The organism is Fibrobacter sp. UWR2 (assembly GCF_002210285.1).
In the GTDB taxonomy this organism is placed as follows: domain Bacteria; phylum Fibrobacterota; class Fibrobacteria; order Fibrobacterales; family Fibrobacteraceae; genus Fibrobacter.
The window spans coordinates 46,718-65,767 of sequence record NZ_MWQE01000006.1 but is presented as its reverse complement, the minus strand read 5'-3'; the positions used below and the strand labels follow the sequence as shown (position 1 = coordinate 65,767).

The following is a 19,050-nucleotide window of genomic DNA, read 5'->3' as shown; positions in this document are numbered from 1 at the left end:
AACCTACACAAAATCTATAATCTGTTCGTCGTCGGCATCCTGGATACGGCGCATCATCAGGCGGTTTTTTATCTTCTTCGAGGCGATTGCCTTGAAACCGAGCACCTGGATAGTGATAAGCGGGGTCATCGCGACCATTGCCACAATGCCGAACGCGTAACTCAGTATGGAATCGCCGCCGTCGTGGATTACGGAACACGCCCCGATGGCAAGCGGCAAAATAAAGCTCGAAGTCAATGGCCCACTCGCGACTCCACCGGAGTCAAAGGCAATGGCCGTATAAAGCTTGGGCACGAAGAACGAAAGCCCGAGCGAAATGAAGTAGCCCGGAATGAGGTAGTAGACAAGCGGGAAACCGTAGAAAATTCGCAACATCGAAAGCCCGATGGAAATGCCCACACCCACAGAAAGCGCGATGAGCATCGAGCGCTTGGTAACAAGCCCGCCGGTGATTTCTTCGACCTGCTTGTTGAGCACGTGCACCGCGGGTTCGGCAAGCACGACCACCATACCGATGACAAAACCCGAAACAACGAGGAGCCGCGGTATTTTCGCGAGAGCGCACCCGAGTTGGAACCCAACAGGCATAAAGCCGACCTTCACCGCCGTAAGGAAGATGACGAGCCCGATGAACGTATAGCAAATCCCGAACGACATCTGGGCGAGTTTCGCCCGCGAAAGCTTGAGCGCCACGAACTGGAGGGCAAGGAAGAACACGATGATGAGCCCGAGGGCGATGAGCACTTCCTTCGCGACACCCGCTACCGTCGGGATAAAGTTTTCACCGAGGAAGGCATCGATGGAATAGCTCGATTCCACAAGGCGGTAAGTGAGGTCGCCCTTCGAGAAGAGCACAAGCCCCATGAGCGCAATGATAGGCCCGATGGAGCAGAGCGCGATAAGCCCGAAGCTGTTCTCGTTTGCGTTCTTGCCGCCGATGGCGCCGGCGACACCGACGCCGAGTGCCATGATGAACGGCACCGTGATGGGGCCGGTCGTCACGCCGCCCGAATCGAAGGCGAGCGGCACGAACGCCTCCTTGCCGAACGTAAGCATGAGCATGCCTATCATGAACAGCGCCATATAGAAGAATATGATAATCGTGGAGAGGTCCTTTTTCCAGACAATCTTCACGATGGCAAGCAACAGGAACAGGCCGACACCAATGCCCACCGTCACAATAAGCAACATGGGTTCAACAGCGTTCTTCACTTGTTCGGCCAGCACCGAAAGGTCGGGCTCGGCAACAGTGATGAGCACACCCATCATGAAGCATACAGAAAGGAGCAGCAGCACCTTGCGCGACTTGGTAAGGCCCGAACCTACATGCTCGCCCATCGGGGTCATGGCAAGGTCGGCGCCCAAATTGAAAAGCCCGATGCCCATCACGAGGAACACCGCGCTCACCGCAAAAATCACAAGTTCCTTGGCCGTAAAGTCAACAAGAGGCGTGAACGAGAGCGCCAGCACAATGAGCGTCACTGGCAAAACCGACGCAAAAGCCTCCCTAAGTTTTTCGGCCAGAATCTTGAGCATTATTCGCCCAGGTACTCCACTGCAAATATGAGGGTTGCACCGCCCGGAATGGGGCCCGCGCCGCGGCTGCCGTAGCCGAGGCCCGGCGGGATAATCAATATGCGCTTTTCACCCGGAAGCATGCCCGCCACACCGAGGTCCCAGCCGCGAATCACGCGACCACCGCCCAACGGGAACACAAATGCCTGGTCGCGGTCGCGCGAACTGTCGAACTTGTAACCGTTCGTGAGCCAGCCCGTGTAATGCACCTTCACGTTCGCGCCAGCGCGGGCCGGTTCACCCTCGCCCTTCTGGATAACCGCATAGCGCAGTCCTTCGGAACCGTGCTCGAAGGCGAGCGTTGTCGTATCCGGGAAAAAGTCCATCTTGGCAGCAATCTCGGGGTCGACCATCGATTCTACAAGTTCGACGCGGAACACGAGAGTGGAGTTCGGCGGAATCATCGTGAACGCGGTCGCGCCGTAACCCATGGAGGGGCTCACGCGCAGCCAACGCACACCGCCTTCGCGCATGCCGTCAAGGCCCTGTTCCCAGCCCTTGATCATCTTGCCCGCGCCAAGCACCACCTCGAACGGCTTGCCCATATCCTTGGAACTGCCGAACTTGCGGCCCGAAACGAGCCAACCCGTGTAGTGCACCTTGAGGTTCGTGCCAATCATCGCCGGTTTGCCCGAACCGACCTTCTCGTCGTAAATCTTGAGGCCCTTGCCCTTGTCCGACCATTTTAGTTTGTTCAAATCAGCCGGGAACACGTCCGGTTCCATGGGCTTTTCTGCGGCCACGAGTTCCACCTCGAAATAAAGGTCGGAATACGGGGGGATGCCTTCGAGCGAATTCTCGCCGTATGCCATCACGTAAGGGATAGTAAGCTTGCGGACCTCGCCCACCTTCATCCCGACAATGCCCTTGTCCCAGCCCGCAATCACCTGGCCCACGCCAATAGTAAATTCCAGGGGATCGCCACTTGCATACGTATCGGCAAACGGGGTAAGCGTATCGACCGGAGCCTCTTCTGCAAGGCTATCCACGGCAGCGGAATCCGGCTTAACCTCTTCAACCTTCTTGTCTGCCTTCTTCGAGCCCTTCTTTGCATCGGCCTTCGGTGCCGCCGCCTTCGCTACGGAATCGGCCTTGGCAATGGAATCCGCCACGACCTTCAGGCTATCGAACTTTACAATATCTGCATAGAGGTAGCCCTTGTAGTGCACCTTGATAAGCTGGCCCGCACGAATCTCGTCGCCATCACCTGTTTTTACCACTTCTACATTGAAAGGGATGGCCCATACTATGCCAGAAAACAACAGAACAAGAAAAAACTTCATTTTTAACATAAAAACTCCTACCCCACAAGATAGAAAATGCTAGTTTTTGAGAAAAGAGGAATTCTAATATAGAACGGAAAAGATTATGCTATCAGTCATCATTGTCATAGTTATCATCATCCTGTCCGTCATCCTCGCAGGAATTGGAGCCTATGTAGTCATCCATAGTGCCGACGAAAAAGAGGAAGTCAAGCCGGTCATCGACGTGTCCGGCAAATACGCCGTGGTCGTCCGCCCGGCCAGGGAATCCATCACAGCCGTGAAACCCTCCGAAAATTCCATCCGCGCCTGGCTCGAGACGCAGGAACAGCTCACCCCCGAACAGCGGAAGGAATATCTCGACAAGTGGAACGCCTCCATCGAGGAAACCATCAAGACTATCGACGACGGCGACCAGAACGGCACCGTCACCTACAGGATTGAACTCGGCCCCAAGGGCAAGGAATACGTGAAGTTCGTCCACGAAGAAAACTTTATTACCCGCGAACAGATCCGCAACCATGCGGAAATACTGCCGCCATACGTGCTCGGCTGCGACTGCAAGCTTTTGCCCAAGCAGCCCTGGGAAAACCCGAGCAAGTCCGGCTGGAAAGCGGTCGTCCCCACCCACGGAAGCTCCTACGACGTCCCCGACTGGAGGCATCTTGCGTAAATCTCTACTTTCTGCATTACTTTTTGCACCGGCAATCTCGCTAGCCGCAGGTTCGGCCATCATCACCCTCGAAATGCCCGTTGGCGCACGCCAGCTCGGCATGGGCGAAGCGGGTGCCGCACTTGCCGACGATGCTTCGGCCATGTTCTACAACCCCGCAGGCCTCGCCTTCGGGCCTCTCGCCGACGAATGGAAGGTCTCGTACCCCGCCGACGGCAAGAAGACTCCCCACTTTACGCAGATGGCAAGCCGTTCCAAGAACGGATTCTTCTCCAAGAGCGAGCTCTGGGCAGGTACGGTCAACGGCATTCTGAAATACGATAGCGAACAGTGGGTCGACTACCACACGGTGACGCTCCAGGGCAACGCGAAAGTCAAGGACGCCGTGCGTGTGTTTGCCGGCACCGAGCGCGGGCTCGACGAATACACCCGCCAGGTCAAGAAGTTCAACGACATCAAGAACGCCGACGACGAATCGCATGTCGTGGAAGTGAAAATCCCGTGGAACCTCGTGGTGAAGGACACCATCACGGCGCTCCTCTACGAGAGCCGCACGGAAAAACTCTGGGTGGGCACCCCGAAGGCGCTCTACCGCTTCGACGGCAAGGCCTGGAAGAGCTACGAAAGCGAACTCGGGTCGCACCGTATCAACGCACTCGAGAACCAGGGCGCATCGCTCTGGATCGGTACCGACAACGGCCTGTTCCTGTACCGTAACGGGCAGTTCGAGCAGAAGGGCAAGGTGCTCCCGAGCCAGAAGATTAACGACCTCGTGTGGTCCGAGGAACGCAAGGAACTCTACGTTGCAGTCGACGGCGCCGGCATCGCGCGCCTCGTGCCCAAGAAGAGTATCAACGACAAGGACCGCTGGAGCCTCTTCACCGAAGAGGACGGCATCATGGACCTGCACCCGACAGCACTCGCCGTAGACAGTTCCGCACACGTATGGGCGGCGCACAAGGGCGGCCTTAGCCACTTCAACCTGCGCAAGTGGGAACAGGTGCAGTTCGACGGCAACGTGGTGAACGACATTTCCGTAGACCAGAAGGGCCATATCTGGATTGCAACCGACAAGGGTGTGTGGCGCCACCTGCCCGACTACGCGACCGCAAGCGGACGCAAGGCAGAACTCGAACGCGGAGTCGCCGAACAGGAAGGCAGCGTCAAGAAAGAAGACGAGTGGCTGCATTTCCATTCGGGTAACGGACTCAGCACAAACAAGGTATGGAAGGTCCTGCCGCAGGGCGGCGACGTGTGGTTCAGTACCGCAAACGGCATGGAACTCTACAAGGATGCCGACTACCAGCTCGTCGCGTTCTACGAGAAGCTCCTGCCTATCCTGAACATTCCCGACCTCTACCACCTCTTCGGCGGCATGACCGTCCCCGTTGCCGAATGGGGAACACTCGGGTTCTTCGTGAACTTCGTGAGTTTCGGTTCCACCGTTGTCTCGGGCGACGTAGACGCCGACGACCTCGTGGCCTACAACAGTTCCGAAATCGTGGGCGGCGTAAGCTACGGCACGCGGTTCCCGAACAACTGGGGTCTCGGCCTCTCCATCAAGTTGTTCTACTCCGACCTGAGTTCCGGTGCAGGTGCCGGCGAAGAAGAAGCGACAACATTCGGCTACGCATTCGATATCGGCATCCTCAAGAAGGACCTGTTTATCGACAAGTTGAACTTCGCTCTCGTGCTCGCGAACATCGGCCCGAGCGTCTACTACGTAGACAAGACCATCGAGGACCCGATTCCGCTCACCTGGCGCGTGGGACTTTCCTACGAAATCCTCTCGCTTGCCGACTACAGGCTCACGATTGCCGCGGACTACAACCGCGAAGTCGTGTACGACGACGATAAGGGCGACCCCGAGCCGTTCTACATAGCCTGCTGGAAATCCATCGGGCACCCCGAACGCGGCGGTCACGGATTTACCGCATTCAAGAACTCGCTGCTACAGGGTGTCTTCAACACCGGCCTGGAATTCATTTATTCGAACACCGTGGCTCTCCGCCTCGGCTACCTCTATGACCGGACCGGCAAGCGTAACGAAGCCGACTTCGGTATCGGATTCATGATTTCGGATATGCTGCAGTTCGACCTTGCGACCATCATGGACGTGGGCGACAACGACGGCGTGCGTGACGGCCAGATGCGCTTCGGCGCCCTGTTCAAGTTCTAATCAGTCACTAGACAATAGTTTAAAAGTCGGGCAACGGGCCCGACTTTTTTCATTCCTCAATACAAGCGCGGATTATTCTACACGTTCGAGTATTATCAGGGCGCGGTCCTGCGTGCTGTTCGGGATGGTGTAGAAATGCTTCCCGACAAACTTGTATCCGAAATCTTCGGGGTGGAATACCGCGAGTTCGTCGGCCACTCCGGGACCCTTCATAAAGTAGACGCGACCACCGACCTTGAGTGAATTTGCAATGCGCGGGAGAGTCTTCTCCATGAGTTCGAACGCACGGCTGATGACGCCATCCACAGGGATGGTCATGCTCCTGCTCGTAACCTTGTGGCCGAACACGTCGATGCCCTTAAGGCCCATCTTCTCGATGACCATGTTGAGGAAGTTGATGCGGTTCGGGCGCGGTTCGCACAAAGTAAGACGGATGTGCGGATTCACCAACTTCAGCGGAATCCCCGGAAAACCGGCGCCACTCCCGACATCTATCATGCGGGCGGGCCACTCCGGAACAAACGCATTAATGAGAGTGCAGTCCGCGTAGTGGCGTTCCACCATCGTCTCGAACGCATTCAGGCGAGTCAAGTCCTGGTCTTCGTTGTTGGCACGTAGCAACTGGTGAAATTCCCATATTTGCTTGAGGGAACTTTCCTGAAGTTCCACGCCATAGTAATGCAGTAGCTTGTCGAGGCCTTCAAGCGAGGGCTTCACGCGCTTGCCATTAAACAGCGGGAAATCGGTACGCGGCGCCTTGATATGCGGAACAAAGTCGCGACCCGCAGAACTGCCCGCGCGAGCGAATGTTTTTTTTGACCAGGACGAACTTGCCATACCCCAAATTTAAAAAAGATACGAAAAAAGGTCATCAAACGGCTTATTTTGCCCGCGAAACCGTCTTTATAAGTAGAGCACTATTGCGGAGAAGAAATGGGCAAGAGACTTTTACTCATGGCACTGATGGCTGCCGTACAGGTATTGGCTGCGGAACTCACCGAGGCCAAGGTTTTCGAATGGTGGGACGACGGTTTAATCGCACCCGAAGAGGCGAACGAGATTATTTCGCTGATGGACGAAGGCAACATGCGGGAAGCATGCGCACTTGCCGAAATCTACTCCGACGAGCCCTGCGGGGATCCGGCCATACCCATGCCCGATTCCGTACGCAAGTTCTACCACGGGCACTACACAACGAAACTCCGGCTCGATTCCACAGGAGCAGTCTCGAGCCACCGCAAGGAACTCGAGCTTGCATTCCGCAGACTCACCCTCAGGCTCGGTACGCAGGAACTCCTCACCTACAGGAGCAAGCGGGGCGAGGCGCACTTCGGGCAGGTCTCCTCACGAGAACTGCATTCCGAAATACCGCTCGATACCTTCTGGGGCACCGCCATCTCCTATTCCCTCGGAAAATTCAGGCTTTCCGCAGCGTTCGATACATCCAAAGTAACATACGCAGGGATTACGGCAGGCCCGTTTTCCAAGTTTACGGCACAGGCGGCAATCTGGTACAGCAAGGGAGACTCGGCAAGCACGGATTCACCATCGGGGAGCCTCACGCTCACAGTCCCCTCCGGAAGAATCACCGCATGGTACCAGGCCGGGCAATCTTCCCCGCTGGTGCGATTCTCCTTCCGCACCAGGAACACTTCCGCCTTCTCGTGGAGTACGACAGGCTATATCCACGGAGATTCCATCCCGGCCCCGGCCCGCCTGAGCACAAGCATCCTCAAGAACAGTTTCTGGTCGACGCAGAACTTAACCCTGCACGCAAAAGATTTCCTCAACACGAAGGCAACAGTGAGCGCGAGGGCCACGAGGCCGCTCCGTTCCGACAGTATCTCCGGAAGATTCTCCATCGACATTTCCGGCGGGCCGGAAATTGCTCGCCCCGCCATAAAAGTCACATGCATCGAAGCGGCAAGCGACTGCGACCAGACCGTATACCAGGCCAAGATAGCCTCCTCGCATGCCTTCGGGCAAAAAACCGCAACGTTTACCGGCGGGGCGCGCACCCGGCACGAGCGCTCCGGCAATTCCTGGCAGGCGCCGCGTCTCGAAATCGCCGCCGAACTAGACGAGATTCTCGCAAGGAAAAGCGGCCAAAAAAACGCGGGCAGCCGCAGGAACAGCTACCGCATCGCTCTCGTCGCGCCGGAAGCAAGCCCCCAGAAAAAGCTCCAAGTCCGCACCGAGACCCGCATCTACGGGGACTTCCTCGAATTCGCCCTCACGGCAGCCTTCCAGCGCACGGAAACCTCGAACTTTCACCCCACCCATGCACAGGTAACCGCCGGATTTTTCTTCTAAATCGGTCAAAATTGCCGATTTTGAGCAAAAATCGCCATATTCCGTACACAGAATTGTTCACACGTGTAAACAAGAATATCACGATTTTCCCCGCCCAAGCCCCTGCAAATAGGTATCTTATAGATACCCAAACACTCCCAAACCCCTTCAGGTCTCCTCCTTTACCTGAGGGGGTTATTTTTTATCTTTACGCCATGACTATCGCGACCATCATCGGAGCCATTTTCTTCTTGCCGTCCATCGCCCTGAACGTGGCTCTCGCATTCGGCGCCCCACTCGGCCTGTACGCCATGAACGGTCGTAACAAGGTGGTTCCCAAGGAAGCGCGCAAGGCGTTCATCATTCCCATCTGCATGCAGTTTTTCGCGATGTTCGTACTCCTCAGCGCAGGCCACATCGTCCCCGAGATTATCCCGTTCATGATTACGCGCATCCTCGCGTTCTTCTTCGCGGTCTACCTTACGTTCTACACAGCGACAGTCCTGTTCAGCACGGCCTACAGGGAACGCATGGTCATGGGCAGCTTCGCCGTCGTCGCCACGATCTGCTTCTGGATAACGGCATTCGGCACACTCGATTTCTAGACGAGAGAACCTAGGACTAGATTTATGGGCGAAGCCTATCACAACTACCAGCGCGACCTCGGCTACATCATCCGCTGGAACCAGCGCAAGGGAATTGTCCCTACGCTCCTAATGCACGCCTGCTGCGGGCCCTGCAGCACCTACTGCATCGAGTACCTCTCGCAGTTCTTCCACATCACGATTTTCTACTACAACCCGAATATCGCCCCTTCCGAGGAATACGCCCACCGCGTCGCCGAAATCAAGCGTTTCGTCTCTACATTCAAGACAAAGTATCCGGTGAAATTTATCGAGGGCGAATACGACCCCAAGAAGTTCTACGACATCGCGCGCGGGCTCGAAGAAGAGAAGGAAGGCGGCAAGCGCTGCCGCAAGTGTTTTGAACTGCGTCTCGGCGAAACGGCAAAACTCGCGAAGGAAATGGGATTCGACTACTTCACCACCACGCTCACCATCAGCCCCAAGAAAGACGAACAGGTGCTAAACGTGGTGGCCAAGGAACAGGGCGAAATCTACGGCGTCAAGGCGCTCCCCAGCGACTTCAAGCGCAAGGGCGGAAACAAGCGTTCCATAGAACTCTCTGCCGAATACAACCTCTACCGTCAAAACTACTGCGGCTGCGCGTACTCAAAGCGCGAAGCCGAAGAGCGGGAAGCCAAGAAAAACGAGGGCAGCACGCCCTAGAACCAGTACCCGATACCAATCTGGTATTTCAGCACCTTGTAGTAGGATCCGCCCATGTACTCGTCGGATTCCCAGAGTTTCGTGACCGTTGCCTCACCCGTCTCCACGTCCATCTGTAATTGGGATTCCTCGGAATGCGCCGTGAGGCATTTTTTGTCGCCGGACACCACATCCGTAAACTGGAACGACACGCGCGCATCTATCGAAAGGCCAAAACCGAACACATGACCGACACCCGCGACGACACCAGCACCGAAGCGCTTGTCCTCGTAACAGCCATCACTCTGGCCGCGATACCTCTCCGGTACGACATGTTCCTTGTCGGAGAAGAGCATCACGTCGACAACCGGCCCCGCCTCGACAAACAGCACCGACGTGCGCCACTGCGCCATTACGGGAACTTCTAGGTAGAGGTAGGAATATATCTCGTCACCTTCCCATGCTCCACCACAATCTCCATCGCAAGCGATGCTCATCTCGACATATGTGGAGTATGTACGGAAGTCCAACCCTAGCGCCGTATGCAGGTAAAAGTTATCCGTAAACCCATGCGAGAAATCAACCGAAAGCACTCCGCCCGGCCCCGATATATCGGGATACGGGCCCCATTGCGCGTCAGTATGAAGGTTTGAAATCTGCGCTCCCAGGCGGACACCAACATCAAAAGGACCGTTGTCCTTTTTTTCAGCAGCGCCGACCAGCAATGGCAGACAAACTAATACCAATATAAAAACAGACAATACTCCCTTCCTCATTTTTCTCCTTCCTTTTTTTTACGACTGTTCTAATCAGTTCCTGTAAACGGGGCAGGAATTGAAATTTCCCAGTATCCGGATTTCGAACCTGTCTTCATCGAACTTCCAGTATGCAGGATAAGTATCGAAATACAGCTGGCGCCAGATAGCATACAATTTATAGTCCTCTCCGTCCGCAAAGACAATCCGATAGACCTTCGACACTGGCGAAAGCACCAAGTTGTAGTCTTCGATACCGAATTCCGCTATCAAGGTATCCGGGAAGGTATCATCCAAGCCCAGTGCAAACGACGATCCGGATTCAACACATGTATCCCGAAAATCAACAATCATCATAAGCGTGTTCGAGGCAGAATCAACCTGCAACGAGCCCGCAATCATTTTCTGCAACGCACTAAAGGAATCGGGGCTGTCTATTTTAGGAGCCTCTTCGGTATGGCCCGATATGGCGGCATCGGCATCGCTGCAGGTAAACCAGTCCTCGGTAAAGCCGACGCAACCGGAGAGAACGAGGCACAGGGTGACCAACATGCCGAACAAAGATGCTTTATTCTGGACAAACTTCTCGCTATACATCTTTTTCTCCAATGGGGTTGCTAAGAGGGAACAGATGTAAATTTAATCGATATACGCGGTCGTAGTTTTCGACATCGGAGACAATGGAGGCTATTTTACGGCGAAATTCATGTAGCTCGACAAGGAGTCGTTCAAAGGCGCGGGCATCAATACCCACAGTCAATCCGGAAATATGTCGGGATTCGGGCGGGAACGAGTCGACCGCATCGGCGGCAAGGTAGGCATACTGCTTCTGCATGGTACGCACCGCCGAGGGAATCGCCGTAGATTTTCCAGAAACACCCTTGTCCGTCTGCACGTAACTGCCATCGGGCCTGCGTTCGAGCAAGCCCATGCGCACCATGAGTTCAAGCGAGTTGCGCACCTCCCCGGCACTGACCTCGGGCACGCACATTTTCCCGATATCCGAAGGCTTCGCGCCAGCCATGACCGGTGCAAGCTCACGGACCACCGGGTTCACCCACGAAGTGAAATAGCTAAAGGCCTCAGTTCCCAAGATGCGGACCCCGTTCTCCTTCGCCAGGGCCCGCATCCGGGAATAAGCGTTCATGCGGACTTTGTCATCCGGCGCATCGCAGAATTCCACCATTAGGCAGAAATATTCCGCCTGGAACCCTGCGAGCCCCATCGCCGGAGCGACCTTGATGGCCCCCGTCTTGGAGAGCCTGGTCTTTCCGTCACAAACGAGCTTAAGGTATCCCGACGACGAAAAACCCGCAAGCTTCGCGAACTCGCGCCACGAGAAAACAGAAGTCTTCTTCCGTTCCTCGTAGAAATCCCGCAGATAAGCGCGGTAATCTTCGTATTCCGTTATCGGCTTCATTGTTCATGGATAAATATACGTTTTCCATGAAACATTATTTGCAAAATTTCAACAATTTCGCGAATATTTTCAAACATTTATCCATTTTCCTATATTTTATGAAACACCCTGTTTCATATGGAAGGGTATCGCCCGCCGAGGGCAACCGCTATTTACTAAATTTTGCCCCATGTACGATCCGCGATTCCTCCCCATATGCAAGGAAGACCTAGACGAACTCGGCTGGGATTACGTGGACGTAATCATCATCAGCGCCGACGCCTATGTGGACCACCCGTGCTTCGGGCACGCCGTGGTGGCAAGGCTCTTTGAACACGAAGGTTTACGGGTCGCGATTTTGCCGCAGCCCAACTGGCGCGACGACTTACGCGATTTCAAGAAGCTCGGGCGCCCGCGAATGTTCTTCGCGATCAGTAGCGGCATGGACAGCATGGTGAACCACTACACCGCCGCAAAACGCCTGCGCAGCGACGATGCCTTCACGCCCGGCAACAAGGCGGGTTTCCGCCCCGACTACGCGACGTACACTTACGCAAAAATCCTGAAGCAGCTCTACCCCGATGTGCCGCTGATGATTGGCGGGCTGGAATCGAGCCTGCGCCGCGTGACACATTACGACTACTGGAGCGACAGATTAAAGCCGAGCATTCTGTTCGACACGCAGGCCGACCTCCTCGTCTACGGCATGGGCGAAAAGCCACTGAAAGAGATGGTGCGCCTTTTGAAGAAGGGTGTACCGTTCTCGAGCCTGCATTCCATACCGCAGACGGCCTACTTAGCACCCAAGGGGAACGTCCCGAAGAGCAACCAGTGGGAAGACTTGCGCCTCGCAAGCTACGAGGAATGCCTCGCAAGCAAGCGCACGCAGATGGAAAACTGCCGCAAGGTGGACATCGAATGCAACAAGTGGTTCCAGCGTCGCATTCTGCAGGATGTCGCGGAACAGACCATCGTCATCAACCCCGCGTACCCGCCGCTCGAATACGGCGAGCTCGACGAAAGTTTTGAATACCCGTACGCACGCGAACCGCACCCGCGCTACAAAAAACGCGGAAACGTGCCCGCGTTCGACATGATCAAGTTCAGTATCAATACGCACCGCGGGTGTTTTGGCGGGTGCAGTTTCTGCGCCATCAACGCACACCAGGGAAAGTTTATCGCGAGCCGCAGCCGCGAAAGCATTTTACGCGAAGTCGATTTGATTACCAAGATGGACGGCTTTGCCGGCACCATCACGGACTTGGGCGGCCCTAGCGCCAACATGTACAACATGCGTGGCCGCGACCCGAGCCGTTGCCAAAAGTGCGCACGAGCCAGTTGCCTCACGCCCAAGATTTGCGACAACATGGACACGCACCACAAGGAAATCCTTGAGCTCTACCGCGAAGTGCGCAACCACCCGAAGGTGAAGCACCTGTTCATCGGGAGTGGCGTGCGTTACGACATGTTGCTGCAGGAGACAAGCGACGAGGAACTGCGCAAGGACCACGAGGAATACGCCCGCGAACTTATCGACTACCATGTAAGCGGACGCCTGAAGGTCGCACCGGAACACACGAGCGACGAAGTCCTGAAACTCATGCGCAAGCCGAGCTTTACGCTGTTCCACAAGTTCAAGGAATTCTTCGACGACGAATGCAAGCGCATCGGCAAGCGCCAGCAGATAATACCTTACTTTATCAGTAGCCACCCCGGGTGTACCGAAGCCGACATGGCGGAACTCGCCCTCGAGACAAAGCAACTCGGATTCCAGCTGGAGCAGGTGCAAGATTTCACCCCCACGCCGATGACGATTGCGACCGAGATGTTCTACAGCGAACTCACGCCCGACGGAAAGCCGCTTTACGTGGCAAAGACACCCGAGCAAAAAAAGAGCCAGAGGCAGTTCTTCTTCTGGTATATCCCGGAGAACCGCCCGCAAATTCGCGCAACCTTGGAACGCCTGAAATTGGGCAAAATCGGGCGCCTGCTATTGAGCCGTAGCGCGAAGGCGGAAGGAAAGGAGTTCTTCCCCAGCAAGGAACGCGAAAGCAACGCCGATTACCGCGAGCGCGAACAGCACATGCGCAGCGAGCGCGCCAATGCGCTCATCCCGAAAAAGGAAAAGCCCCGCTGGACCGAGGAAGAACGCGAAAAGTTCCGCAGGGAGCGCGAAGAACGCGCCGAACGCCAGCGCAGGGCAAAGGACCCCGCGTTCAATTACGGGCCCAAGAAGAAGACCCGCTTCGGCAAAAAGAGCCCCTGGGGGAAATAATCCCTATTTCACCTTGACGGTCCGGGTTTTCCCTTCATTACGGACAATGAACAGCCCCGCCCTGCGAACGGGCAGGAGCATCGAATTGCCTGTCGCACGGGTCGTCTGCAACAGAGCGCCCGAGATGTCGTAGAGTTTCACCATCGTGCCGGGCACAAGTCCCGAAACATTCAAATCGCGGCCCGTAGCCGTCACGCGGAGCGCAGGCATGTCGTGGCGGATTTTTGCAACATCGACATGCGTTGTCAAGGTATCCCTGGACTTAGGACTCAACCCCTTAAGAATCGGAAAACCGTCGTTCACGTAGGCCTTGTCCATTTCGAACGCGGCGCCCAGAGTATCTACAAACCAGGACGTTTTCATGGAATCAGCTTCCAAGACGCTTCCCTTCGGGCGATATTCATAACTGATCTCTATACAACCCTCATTGTATACATTGTAGGAGTTGACTATTTCCTGGCGGAGCGATGCGCTTCCACTGGAGATACAGGCTAACGAGTTTGTCCCGTAAGCACTTGAAAGGAACCGCCAGTTTCCCGTCACTTTGCGTTCACGGAGATTTCCATAGATGGTTCCTACTCCGCTGCCAGATGGAAGGTCCCCGCGATTGTAGACATTGCTTATCAGGTATTGACTTGTGTCGATTTGGGAATACGAGTCTATATAAATAGTCCCGACAATTCCGCCAGCAGCATCGTCTGTACTGCTTACATTCCCGGTGTTGTAAACCCTGTCTATGCGCGGGACGCCGCGGATGGCCTTAGACGAAGATTCGTCAAGATCGATAACGCCAATCAGGCCACCCGCAGAGAGTTTTTTCGCCGTGACCTTGCTGTTGCCGTTCCAGCACTTTTCCATCTGGCCTTCAAAAAAAAACGCAAAGGCAGCAGCGCCTTTACCCTGGAACACGGAATTTTCGATTCCCATATTCTTGACACTTCCGTTAAGAGTATGGAAAAAGGCCGCGATGGTATCTTCCGCGACAACCTTCATGTTGCTCACGGCATGGAAGTCGCCATCCAGGTAGCCATCGAAACGGGTTATCGCCTCCCATCCATACTTCTCGTTTTTCTTCATGTCGATATCCGCAGTCAGCTTGAGATGGCTCGAGGCAAGGTAATCCCTGAAATCCAATGTATTTGCAGCCGTTATGTTTCCGCGAGAAAGGCGCATGTCAAGAACGGTCAGGTCATCTGCATTTTCGATAAGGTATGGGGATTCCTCACTGCCGAGGCCCTTATACAGGTACGGAACCGGATACCCCTTGCTGTTTGCGGCCGTATCCTTTACGAAGGTTAGCGGCAAGGAATCGAGGAAGGCATCCGACTTCATGAATTCATCGTCCAGGGCAGTTCCCCAGTAAGATTCTCCAAGTTCGCTCTTCTTGTGGTAAACTTTCTTGGGAGCCTCGGAATTCTTTGCCAGCGAATCGTTCACAAGCATATCACCCCTGACCCTAGCTTCGACATCGCCAGCCATATAGACATTGAAGAGCGTCATAAATCTCGGGGTATCGGTCAATCCGTAAAGTCCACCAACAACACTATCGCCGACAACATGGGAGTGGACGGCGGAGCATGAAAGATCCGAAGTGTATCCATTACCGGCCACGCCCCCGACCACAGATTTGCCGGTCACGTCCGCAAAGTCTTGAATATTTGTAAAAGACACGTTCCCGGTATAGCCTGCGATTCCACCTACAATGGAATCCCCACTGACGGTTCCATATAGACGCACATTGTGCAAGTAGCCTTTGAACATACCTCCGCCCAGCATGCCGACATTATTGCCGCCAACAACTTCGAAATCCTTCAAGGTCAAGTTGTAAATTCTGAAGGAGGTAATCAAGCGTGCAAAGCCAACCCTATATTCACCGGGACGGTCAACCTTTATGCCCGAAATCGTATGATTCAATCCGTTGTAATCGACCCTGAACAGGGAATCGACGAACCATTTCCCGTATTTGCCAGACCAGGCGATGTCGGCGGTCTGCTTGAAATAGAGCGTGTCCAGGCGCAAGAAATCCGATTCCTGCCTAAACAAGACCTCGAAACCAAACAGGTCCTTTTCGCTGGCGATGAGGTAGGGGTCGTCCTTCGTTCCCGAACCTTCGGGCAAGACAAGCTCCTTGTGCGTGGGAATGTATAACGGGTAACCGAGATTTTCGCCGCTTCCTTTTTCATCGGCAACGAAGTTGTAATCCATCGGAGAAAGCATGGCGTTGGCTTCTTCTATAGACTTCTTTTTCGAAAGCGTGTCTCCGGCGTTGACGACTGCACCAAAATTGAGGCATGCAACAGCAGGCTCGGTCAAAACGTCATCTTTGCAGGAGTTATCGCGAAAGCACTCGGCTGTTCCATAGACTCCCCCGACAAGATTTGTCCCGGTAACGGTTCCTGCATTGTAGCTGTGGCGAAGCTTGGCATATTTCGTGCTCTGCGCCATTGCGCCGACAACGCCCCCAACCTTGACGCCCCCGGTCACATCGCCAAAATTGAAAAGGCCTCCATTATTCAAGCCGAAACTGACCGGCTCCTTACCCAGACTCTCCGTCCTAAACATACCGATTACACCGCCAACAGCAGAATCACCCCTGACAGAGCCGAAATTCTTTGTTTCCCATACCATGCTGTAACAGGACGTGCTGACAAAGTTCATGCCCATCACCCCTCCCACGAAACTCTTTCCGGAAACATCCCCATGATTGACAAGCATGTCCGCGTAGACTCCATTTTCACTTCCTGTGTATAACCCGAAAAGGCCGCCTACAATACGATTTCCGACCGTGGTTCCTTTAAAGACGACATCGTGATAGTTGGTAAAACGCGATACACGGCTTGCAGTGTAAAGCCATTCGGTATTCATCGTGCCGAATATGGGGTCCGTGCGTCTCACGTTGCCTATCACACCCGCAACACCGCCTACCATGTCGCCCCCTTCCACGTAGACATCGACCGTGTCGTGCACGAATCCGCAAATATCGTAACCATAAGTTTTGTAGATGTTGCAATAATACACGCCAGCCAGGGCTCCCGTAAGGTCGCCTCCCTTTACGTAGCCATTCACCAGATTCAGATTACGAATGGTCCCGTTAAAGGCGCCAAACAATCCCTGTAGCGTGTCGGTCGAATTCACATACAGGCCACTCACCTTGTGCGAGTCACCATCGATAAATATGAGAACCGGGTTTTCCAGCGAACCATAGGCGGTCCACTTGTTTGCCGGCGGATTTTCCGCCCATTCCGAGGCATCGCCCTCATTCAGGATAATGTCTTCGGTCAGTTTGTAGAAAGTGGCGGAATCACCCCTGGCGGCCATCAAGGCGAACTGCTCTGCGGTCGAAACCAAATACGGGTCGTCTTGCTTGCCGGTACCGCCGTCAAAGCCTTCGGCTAGTTTGCCCGTCCACACCTTGGGCGCAGCAAAAGCCGCCGTCGCTACAACGACAAGCGATATTGCCAGAATCTTAAAATTATTCATGCTATTCTCCTTCTTTTTTGTAAAAATCCCTCTCCAGAATGACAGTCGCGGCTATCTACCGCTTGCCTTCGCGCTTGTAGCGTTCAATGCATTCCTGGTAGAAGTCGTACGTCTGCTTGGCAATGGACTTCCAGCTAAACACGTCAATGGCGCGCTTGCGGCTCACTTCGCCCATCTTCTTGGCAAGTTCCGGATTTTCTAGAATCTTGTTTAACTTGTTCGCAAAGTCGGTCTGAAAGGCCTTCGGGTCGGCCGGCTCAAAATCCGTCTCGGACTTGGCCTTGAGCGGCACCAGGAATCCGGTCTCGCCGTCCACGATAATCTCGGGAATTCCGCCCACCGCAGAACCCACCACCGGAGTACCGCAGCTCATCGCTTCGAGGTTGATGATGCCGAACGGTTCGTAGAGCGAGGGCGTGGCAAACACGGTCGCATGGCTGTAGAGCACGCGCAGTTCCTCATGCGGTACAGCCTCCTGAATCCACACCACGCCATCGCGGGTGGCCTGGACCTTCTCGATAAGCGACTTGCATTCATCGGCAAGTTCAACCGTGTCGGGGGCGCCGGCGCAGAGCACCACCTGGGCACTCTTGTCGATTTGCGGAATCGCCTGGATCAGCTGGCTGATTCCCTTCTGGCGCGTAATGCGGCCCACGAAAAGCACGTAGGGGCGCTTCGGGTCCACGCCCCACTTTGTCAAAATGTTTTCGTCGAATGTCGGCGCGTAAAAGTCCGGATCGATACCGTTGTAGATAACCTTCACGCGGTCCTCGGGCACGCCGTAAAGCTTCATCACGTCGCGCTTCATGCCTTGGCTCACTGCAATCACGCCGTCGGCAGCCTCGTAGGCAGTGCGTTCAATCCAGCAGCTCATCGCATAGCCGCCGTCGCCGAGCTGTTCCGCCTTCCACGGGCGGTGCGGTTCCAGCGAATGCGTCGTGAGGATCAGCGGGCACTGCAGAAGCCTGCTCGCCAGCACGCCGCCAAAGTGGCTGTACCAGGTATGACAGTGAATGATGTCGATGTCGTCGAGTTCGGCAGCCCACTGGATATTGATATCGAGCGGCTTGAAAATTTTCTGGAAGCGGTCGTCCTTAGGGTCAAGGCCCAGCTTGCGCGAAAAACCGATGGCGCGAATATTGTCCTCGTCGACATCCTGGTCGCCAAAGCAACGTGCCTCGACATGGCAGAGCTTTGCAAGTTCCTGCGTCAAGAACTTCACATGGATGCCAGCGCCGCCGTAAATTTCCGGCGGAAACTCATTGGTAAGAATAGCAGCGTTCATACAACAAATCTCCGGTTACACCATTAAATTTACTTTTTCGAGGAATTGATGGTCGCCATGAATTCCGCGCGGGTCTTCTCGTCGGTCTTGAATCGGCCCAGAAGCTGGGTCGTGACCATCGTAGCGCCCGGTTTTTTCACGCCGCGCATCGTCATGCACATGTGCGACGCCTCGAGCACCACGGCGACACCCCTCGGGTTCAATTCCTTCTGGATGAGTTCCGCAATCTGGCGGGTCATGCGTTCCTGGATTTGCGGGAAGCGCGCATAGTATTCCACAACACGCGGAATCTTGGAAAGCCCCACGACGCAGTCGCCCGGAATGTAGGCCACGTGCGCCTTGCCCGTAAACGGCAGAAAATGATGTTCGCACATGCTCGCAAACTCAATGTTCGGGACGACAATCATCTCGTCATATTTTTCATGGAAACGCGTCTTCAAGATATCTTCGGCGCGGGTTTCGCCCGAAAGGCCCGTCATGAGTTCAGCATACATTTTCGCGACGCGCTTCGGCGTATCGACAAGACCTTCGCGGTCCGGATTTTCGCCCATGCCTTCCAGAATCATCCGAAAGCCGGCAGCCATCTTTTGCATATCCATCATGTACA

The 19,050-nt window shown here is 55.0% G+C and carries 15 protein-coding genes; 6 read left to right on the top strand and 9 right to left on the bottom strand.

The features are described 5' to 3' along the window. Nucleotides 1-3: 3 nt before the first annotated feature. Together B7994_RS09380 and B7994_RS09375 are read right to left on the bottom strand one after the other, a co-directional pair. Entirely contained in the window at nt 4-1,536 is a 1,533-nt protein-coding gene (locus tag B7994_RS09380) for a DUF1538 domain-containing protein (protein ID WP_088638200.1), read from the bottom strand. Next, nucleotides 1,536-2,858 carry an FKBP-type peptidyl-prolyl cis-trans isomerase gene (locus tag B7994_RS09375; protein ID WP_088638199.1) on the bottom strand — a complete coding sequence of 441 codons (1,323 nt, stop codon included), beginning with the start codon at nt 2,856-2,858 and terminating at the stop codon, nt 1,536-1,538. The genes B7994_RS09380 and B7994_RS09375 overlap by 1 nt, the downstream gene beginning before the upstream one ends. A gap of 85 nt (nt 2,859-2,943) precedes the next feature. Here B7994_RS09375 and B7994_RS09370 point away from each other — a divergent pair, with 85 nt between their 5' ends. Together B7994_RS09370 and B7994_RS09365 are read left to right on the top strand one after the other, a co-directional pair. Then, the gene (locus tag B7994_RS09370) at nt 2,944-3,510 is read left to right on the top strand and encodes a hypothetical protein (protein ID WP_088638198.1); all 567 of its coding nucleotides are present in this window, start codon (nt 2,944-2,946) and stop codon (nt 3,508-3,510) included. Then, the gene (locus B7994_RS09365; RefSeq protein ID WP_088638197.1) at nt 3,503-5,689 is read left to right on the top strand and encodes a PorV/PorQ family protein; all 2,187 of its coding nucleotides are present in this window, start codon (nt 3,503-3,505) and stop codon (nt 5,687-5,689) included. The genes B7994_RS09370 and B7994_RS09365 overlap by 8 nt, the downstream gene beginning before the upstream one ends. Nucleotides 5,690-5,761: 72 nt before the next feature. Here B7994_RS09365 and rsmG read toward each other — a convergent pair whose 3' ends face one another. Beyond that, entirely contained in the window at nt 5,762-6,526 is a 765-nt protein-coding gene (rsmG, locus tag B7994_RS09360) for a 16S rRNA (guanine(527)-N(7))-methyltransferase RsmG (protein WP_233143146.1), read from the bottom strand. 96 nt (nt 6,527-6,622) lie between these two features. Between rsmG and B7994_RS09355 the strand changes: the two genes are divergently transcribed. The 3 genes from B7994_RS09355 to B7994_RS09345 all read left to right on the top strand — a co-directional run bounded on the left by B7994_RS09355 (nt 6,623) and on the right by B7994_RS09345 (nt 9,270). Continuing rightward, nucleotides 6,623-8,002 (top strand): hypothetical protein, encoded by a 1,380-nt coding sequence (locus tag B7994_RS09355; protein ID WP_144063824.1) that lies wholly within the window; start codon nt 6,623-6,625, stop codon nt 8,000-8,002. A 194-nt stretch (nt 8,003-8,196) separates the two neighbouring features. After that, nucleotides 8,197-8,586, top strand: coding sequence for a hypothetical protein (locus B7994_RS09350; protein ID WP_088638195.1), 390 nt, complete (start codon nt 8,197-8,199; stop codon nt 8,584-8,586). Nucleotides 8,587-8,610: 24 nt separating this feature from the next. After that, nucleotides 8,611-9,270 (top strand): epoxyqueuosine reductase QueH, encoded by a 660-nt coding sequence (locus B7994_RS09345; protein ID WP_088638194.1) that lies wholly within the window; start codon nt 8,611-8,613, stop codon nt 9,268-9,270. Here the strand turns inward: B7994_RS09345 and B7994_RS09340 are convergent. The 3 genes from B7994_RS09340 to B7994_RS09330 are packed head-to-tail and all read right to left on the bottom strand — an operon-like array spanning nt 9,267 to nt 11,424. Then, nucleotides 9,267-10,025: an outer membrane beta-barrel protein gene (locus B7994_RS09340; protein WP_088638193.1), complete on the bottom strand. Its 759-nt coding sequence runs from the start codon at nt 10,023-10,025 to the stop codon at nt 9,267-9,269. The two genes, B7994_RS09345 and B7994_RS09340, sit on opposite strands and share 4 nt — an antisense overlap. 33 nt (nt 10,026-10,058) lie before the next feature. Further along, nucleotides 10,059-10,556: a hypothetical protein gene (locus B7994_RS09335; RefSeq protein ID WP_144063823.1), complete on the bottom strand. Its 498-nt coding sequence runs from the start codon at nt 10,554-10,556 to the stop codon at nt 10,059-10,061. Nucleotides 10,557-10,593: 37 nt separating this feature from the next. After that, on the bottom strand, nt 10,594-11,424 hold the full coding sequence (locus tag B7994_RS09330) for a TIGR02147 family protein (protein WP_088638191.1): 831 nt from the start codon (nt 11,422-11,424) through the stop codon (nt 10,594-10,596). A 169-nt stretch (nt 11,425-11,593) separates the two neighbouring features. On the opposite strand from B7994_RS09330, the gene B7994_RS09325 reads away from it, so the two are divergent. Continuing rightward, complete coding sequence (locus tag B7994_RS09325; protein WP_088638190.1) at nt 11,594-13,678, top strand: YgiQ family radical SAM protein; 2,085 nt, start codon at nt 11,594-11,596, stop codon at nt 13,676-13,678. 3 nt (nt 13,679-13,681) lie between these two features. Here B7994_RS09325 and B7994_RS09320 read toward each other — a convergent pair whose 3' ends face one another. The 3 genes from B7994_RS09320 to folE are packed head-to-tail and all read right to left on the bottom strand — an operon-like array spanning nt 13,682 to nt 19,045. After that, nucleotides 13,682-17,158: a hypothetical protein gene (locus tag B7994_RS09320; RefSeq protein ID WP_088638189.1), complete on the bottom strand. Its 3,477-nt coding sequence runs from the start codon at nt 17,156-17,158 to the stop codon at nt 13,682-13,684. A 55-nt stretch (nt 17,159-17,213) separates the two neighbouring features. Further along, a complete protein-coding gene (glgA, locus tag B7994_RS09315; protein ID WP_088638188.1) occupies nt 17,214-18,443 on the bottom strand; it encodes a glycogen synthase in 1,230 nt (409 codons plus the stop codon). Between the two features lie 29 nt (nt 18,444-18,472). After that, nucleotides 18,473-19,045 (bottom strand): GTP cyclohydrolase I FolE, encoded by a 573-nt coding sequence (gene folE / locus B7994_RS09310; protein ID WP_088638292.1) that lies wholly within the window; start codon nt 19,043-19,045, stop codon nt 18,473-18,475. Nucleotides 19,046-19,050: the final 5 nt, after the last annotated feature.

Bases quoted from the DNA above. Each gene is read 5' to 3' on its own strand.
- B7994_RS09355 (WP_144063824.1), top strand. From the start codon at position 6,623: ATGGGCAAGAGACTTTTACTCATGGCACTGATGGCTGCCGTACAGGTA.
- glgA (WP_088638188.1), bottom strand. From the start codon at position 18,443: ATGAACGCTGCTATTCTTACCAATGAGTTTCCGCCGGAAATTTACGGC.
- B7994_RS09375 (WP_088638199.1), bottom strand. From the start codon at position 2,858: ATGAAGTTTTTTCTTGTTCTGTTGTTTTCTGGCATAGTATGGGCCATC.
- B7994_RS09330 (WP_088638191.1), bottom strand. From the start codon at position 11,424: ATGAAGCCGATAACGGAATACGAAGATTACCGCGCTTATCTGCGGGAT.
- B7994_RS09370 (WP_088638198.1), top strand. From the start codon at position 2,944: ATGCTATCAGTCATCATTGTCATAGTTATCATCATCCTGTCCGTCATC.
- B7994_RS09345 (WP_088638194.1), top strand. From the start codon at position 8,611: ATGGGCGAAGCCTATCACAACTACCAGCGCGACCTCGGCTACATCATC.
- rsmG (WP_233143146.1), bottom strand. From the start codon at position 6,526: ATGGCAAGTTCGTCCTGGTCAAAAAAAACATTCGCTCGCGCGGGCAGT.
- folE (WP_088638292.1), bottom strand. From the start codon at position 19,045: ATGATGGATATGCAAAAGATGGCTGCCGGCTTTCGGATGATTCTGGAA.
- B7994_RS09335 (WP_144063823.1), bottom strand. From the start codon at position 10,556: ATGTTGGTCACCCTGTGCCTCGTTCTCTCCGGTTGCGTCGGCTTTACC.
- B7994_RS09380 (WP_088638200.1), bottom strand. From the start codon at position 1,536: ATGCTCAAGATTCTGGCCGAAAAACTTAGGGAGGCTTTTGCGTCGGTT.
- B7994_RS09340 (WP_088638193.1), bottom strand. From the start codon at position 10,025: ATGAGGAAGGGAGTATTGTCTGTTTTTATATTGGTATTAGTTTGTCTG.
- B7994_RS09320 (WP_088638189.1), bottom strand. From the start codon at position 17,158: ATGAATAATTTTAAGATTCTGGCAATATCGCTTGTCGTTGTAGCGACG.
- B7994_RS09350 (WP_088638195.1), top strand. From the start codon at position 8,197: ATGACTATCGCGACCATCATCGGAGCCATTTTCTTCTTGCCGTCCATC.
- B7994_RS09325 (WP_088638190.1), top strand. From the start codon at position 11,594: ATGTACGATCCGCGATTCCTCCCCATATGCAAGGAAGACCTAGACGAA.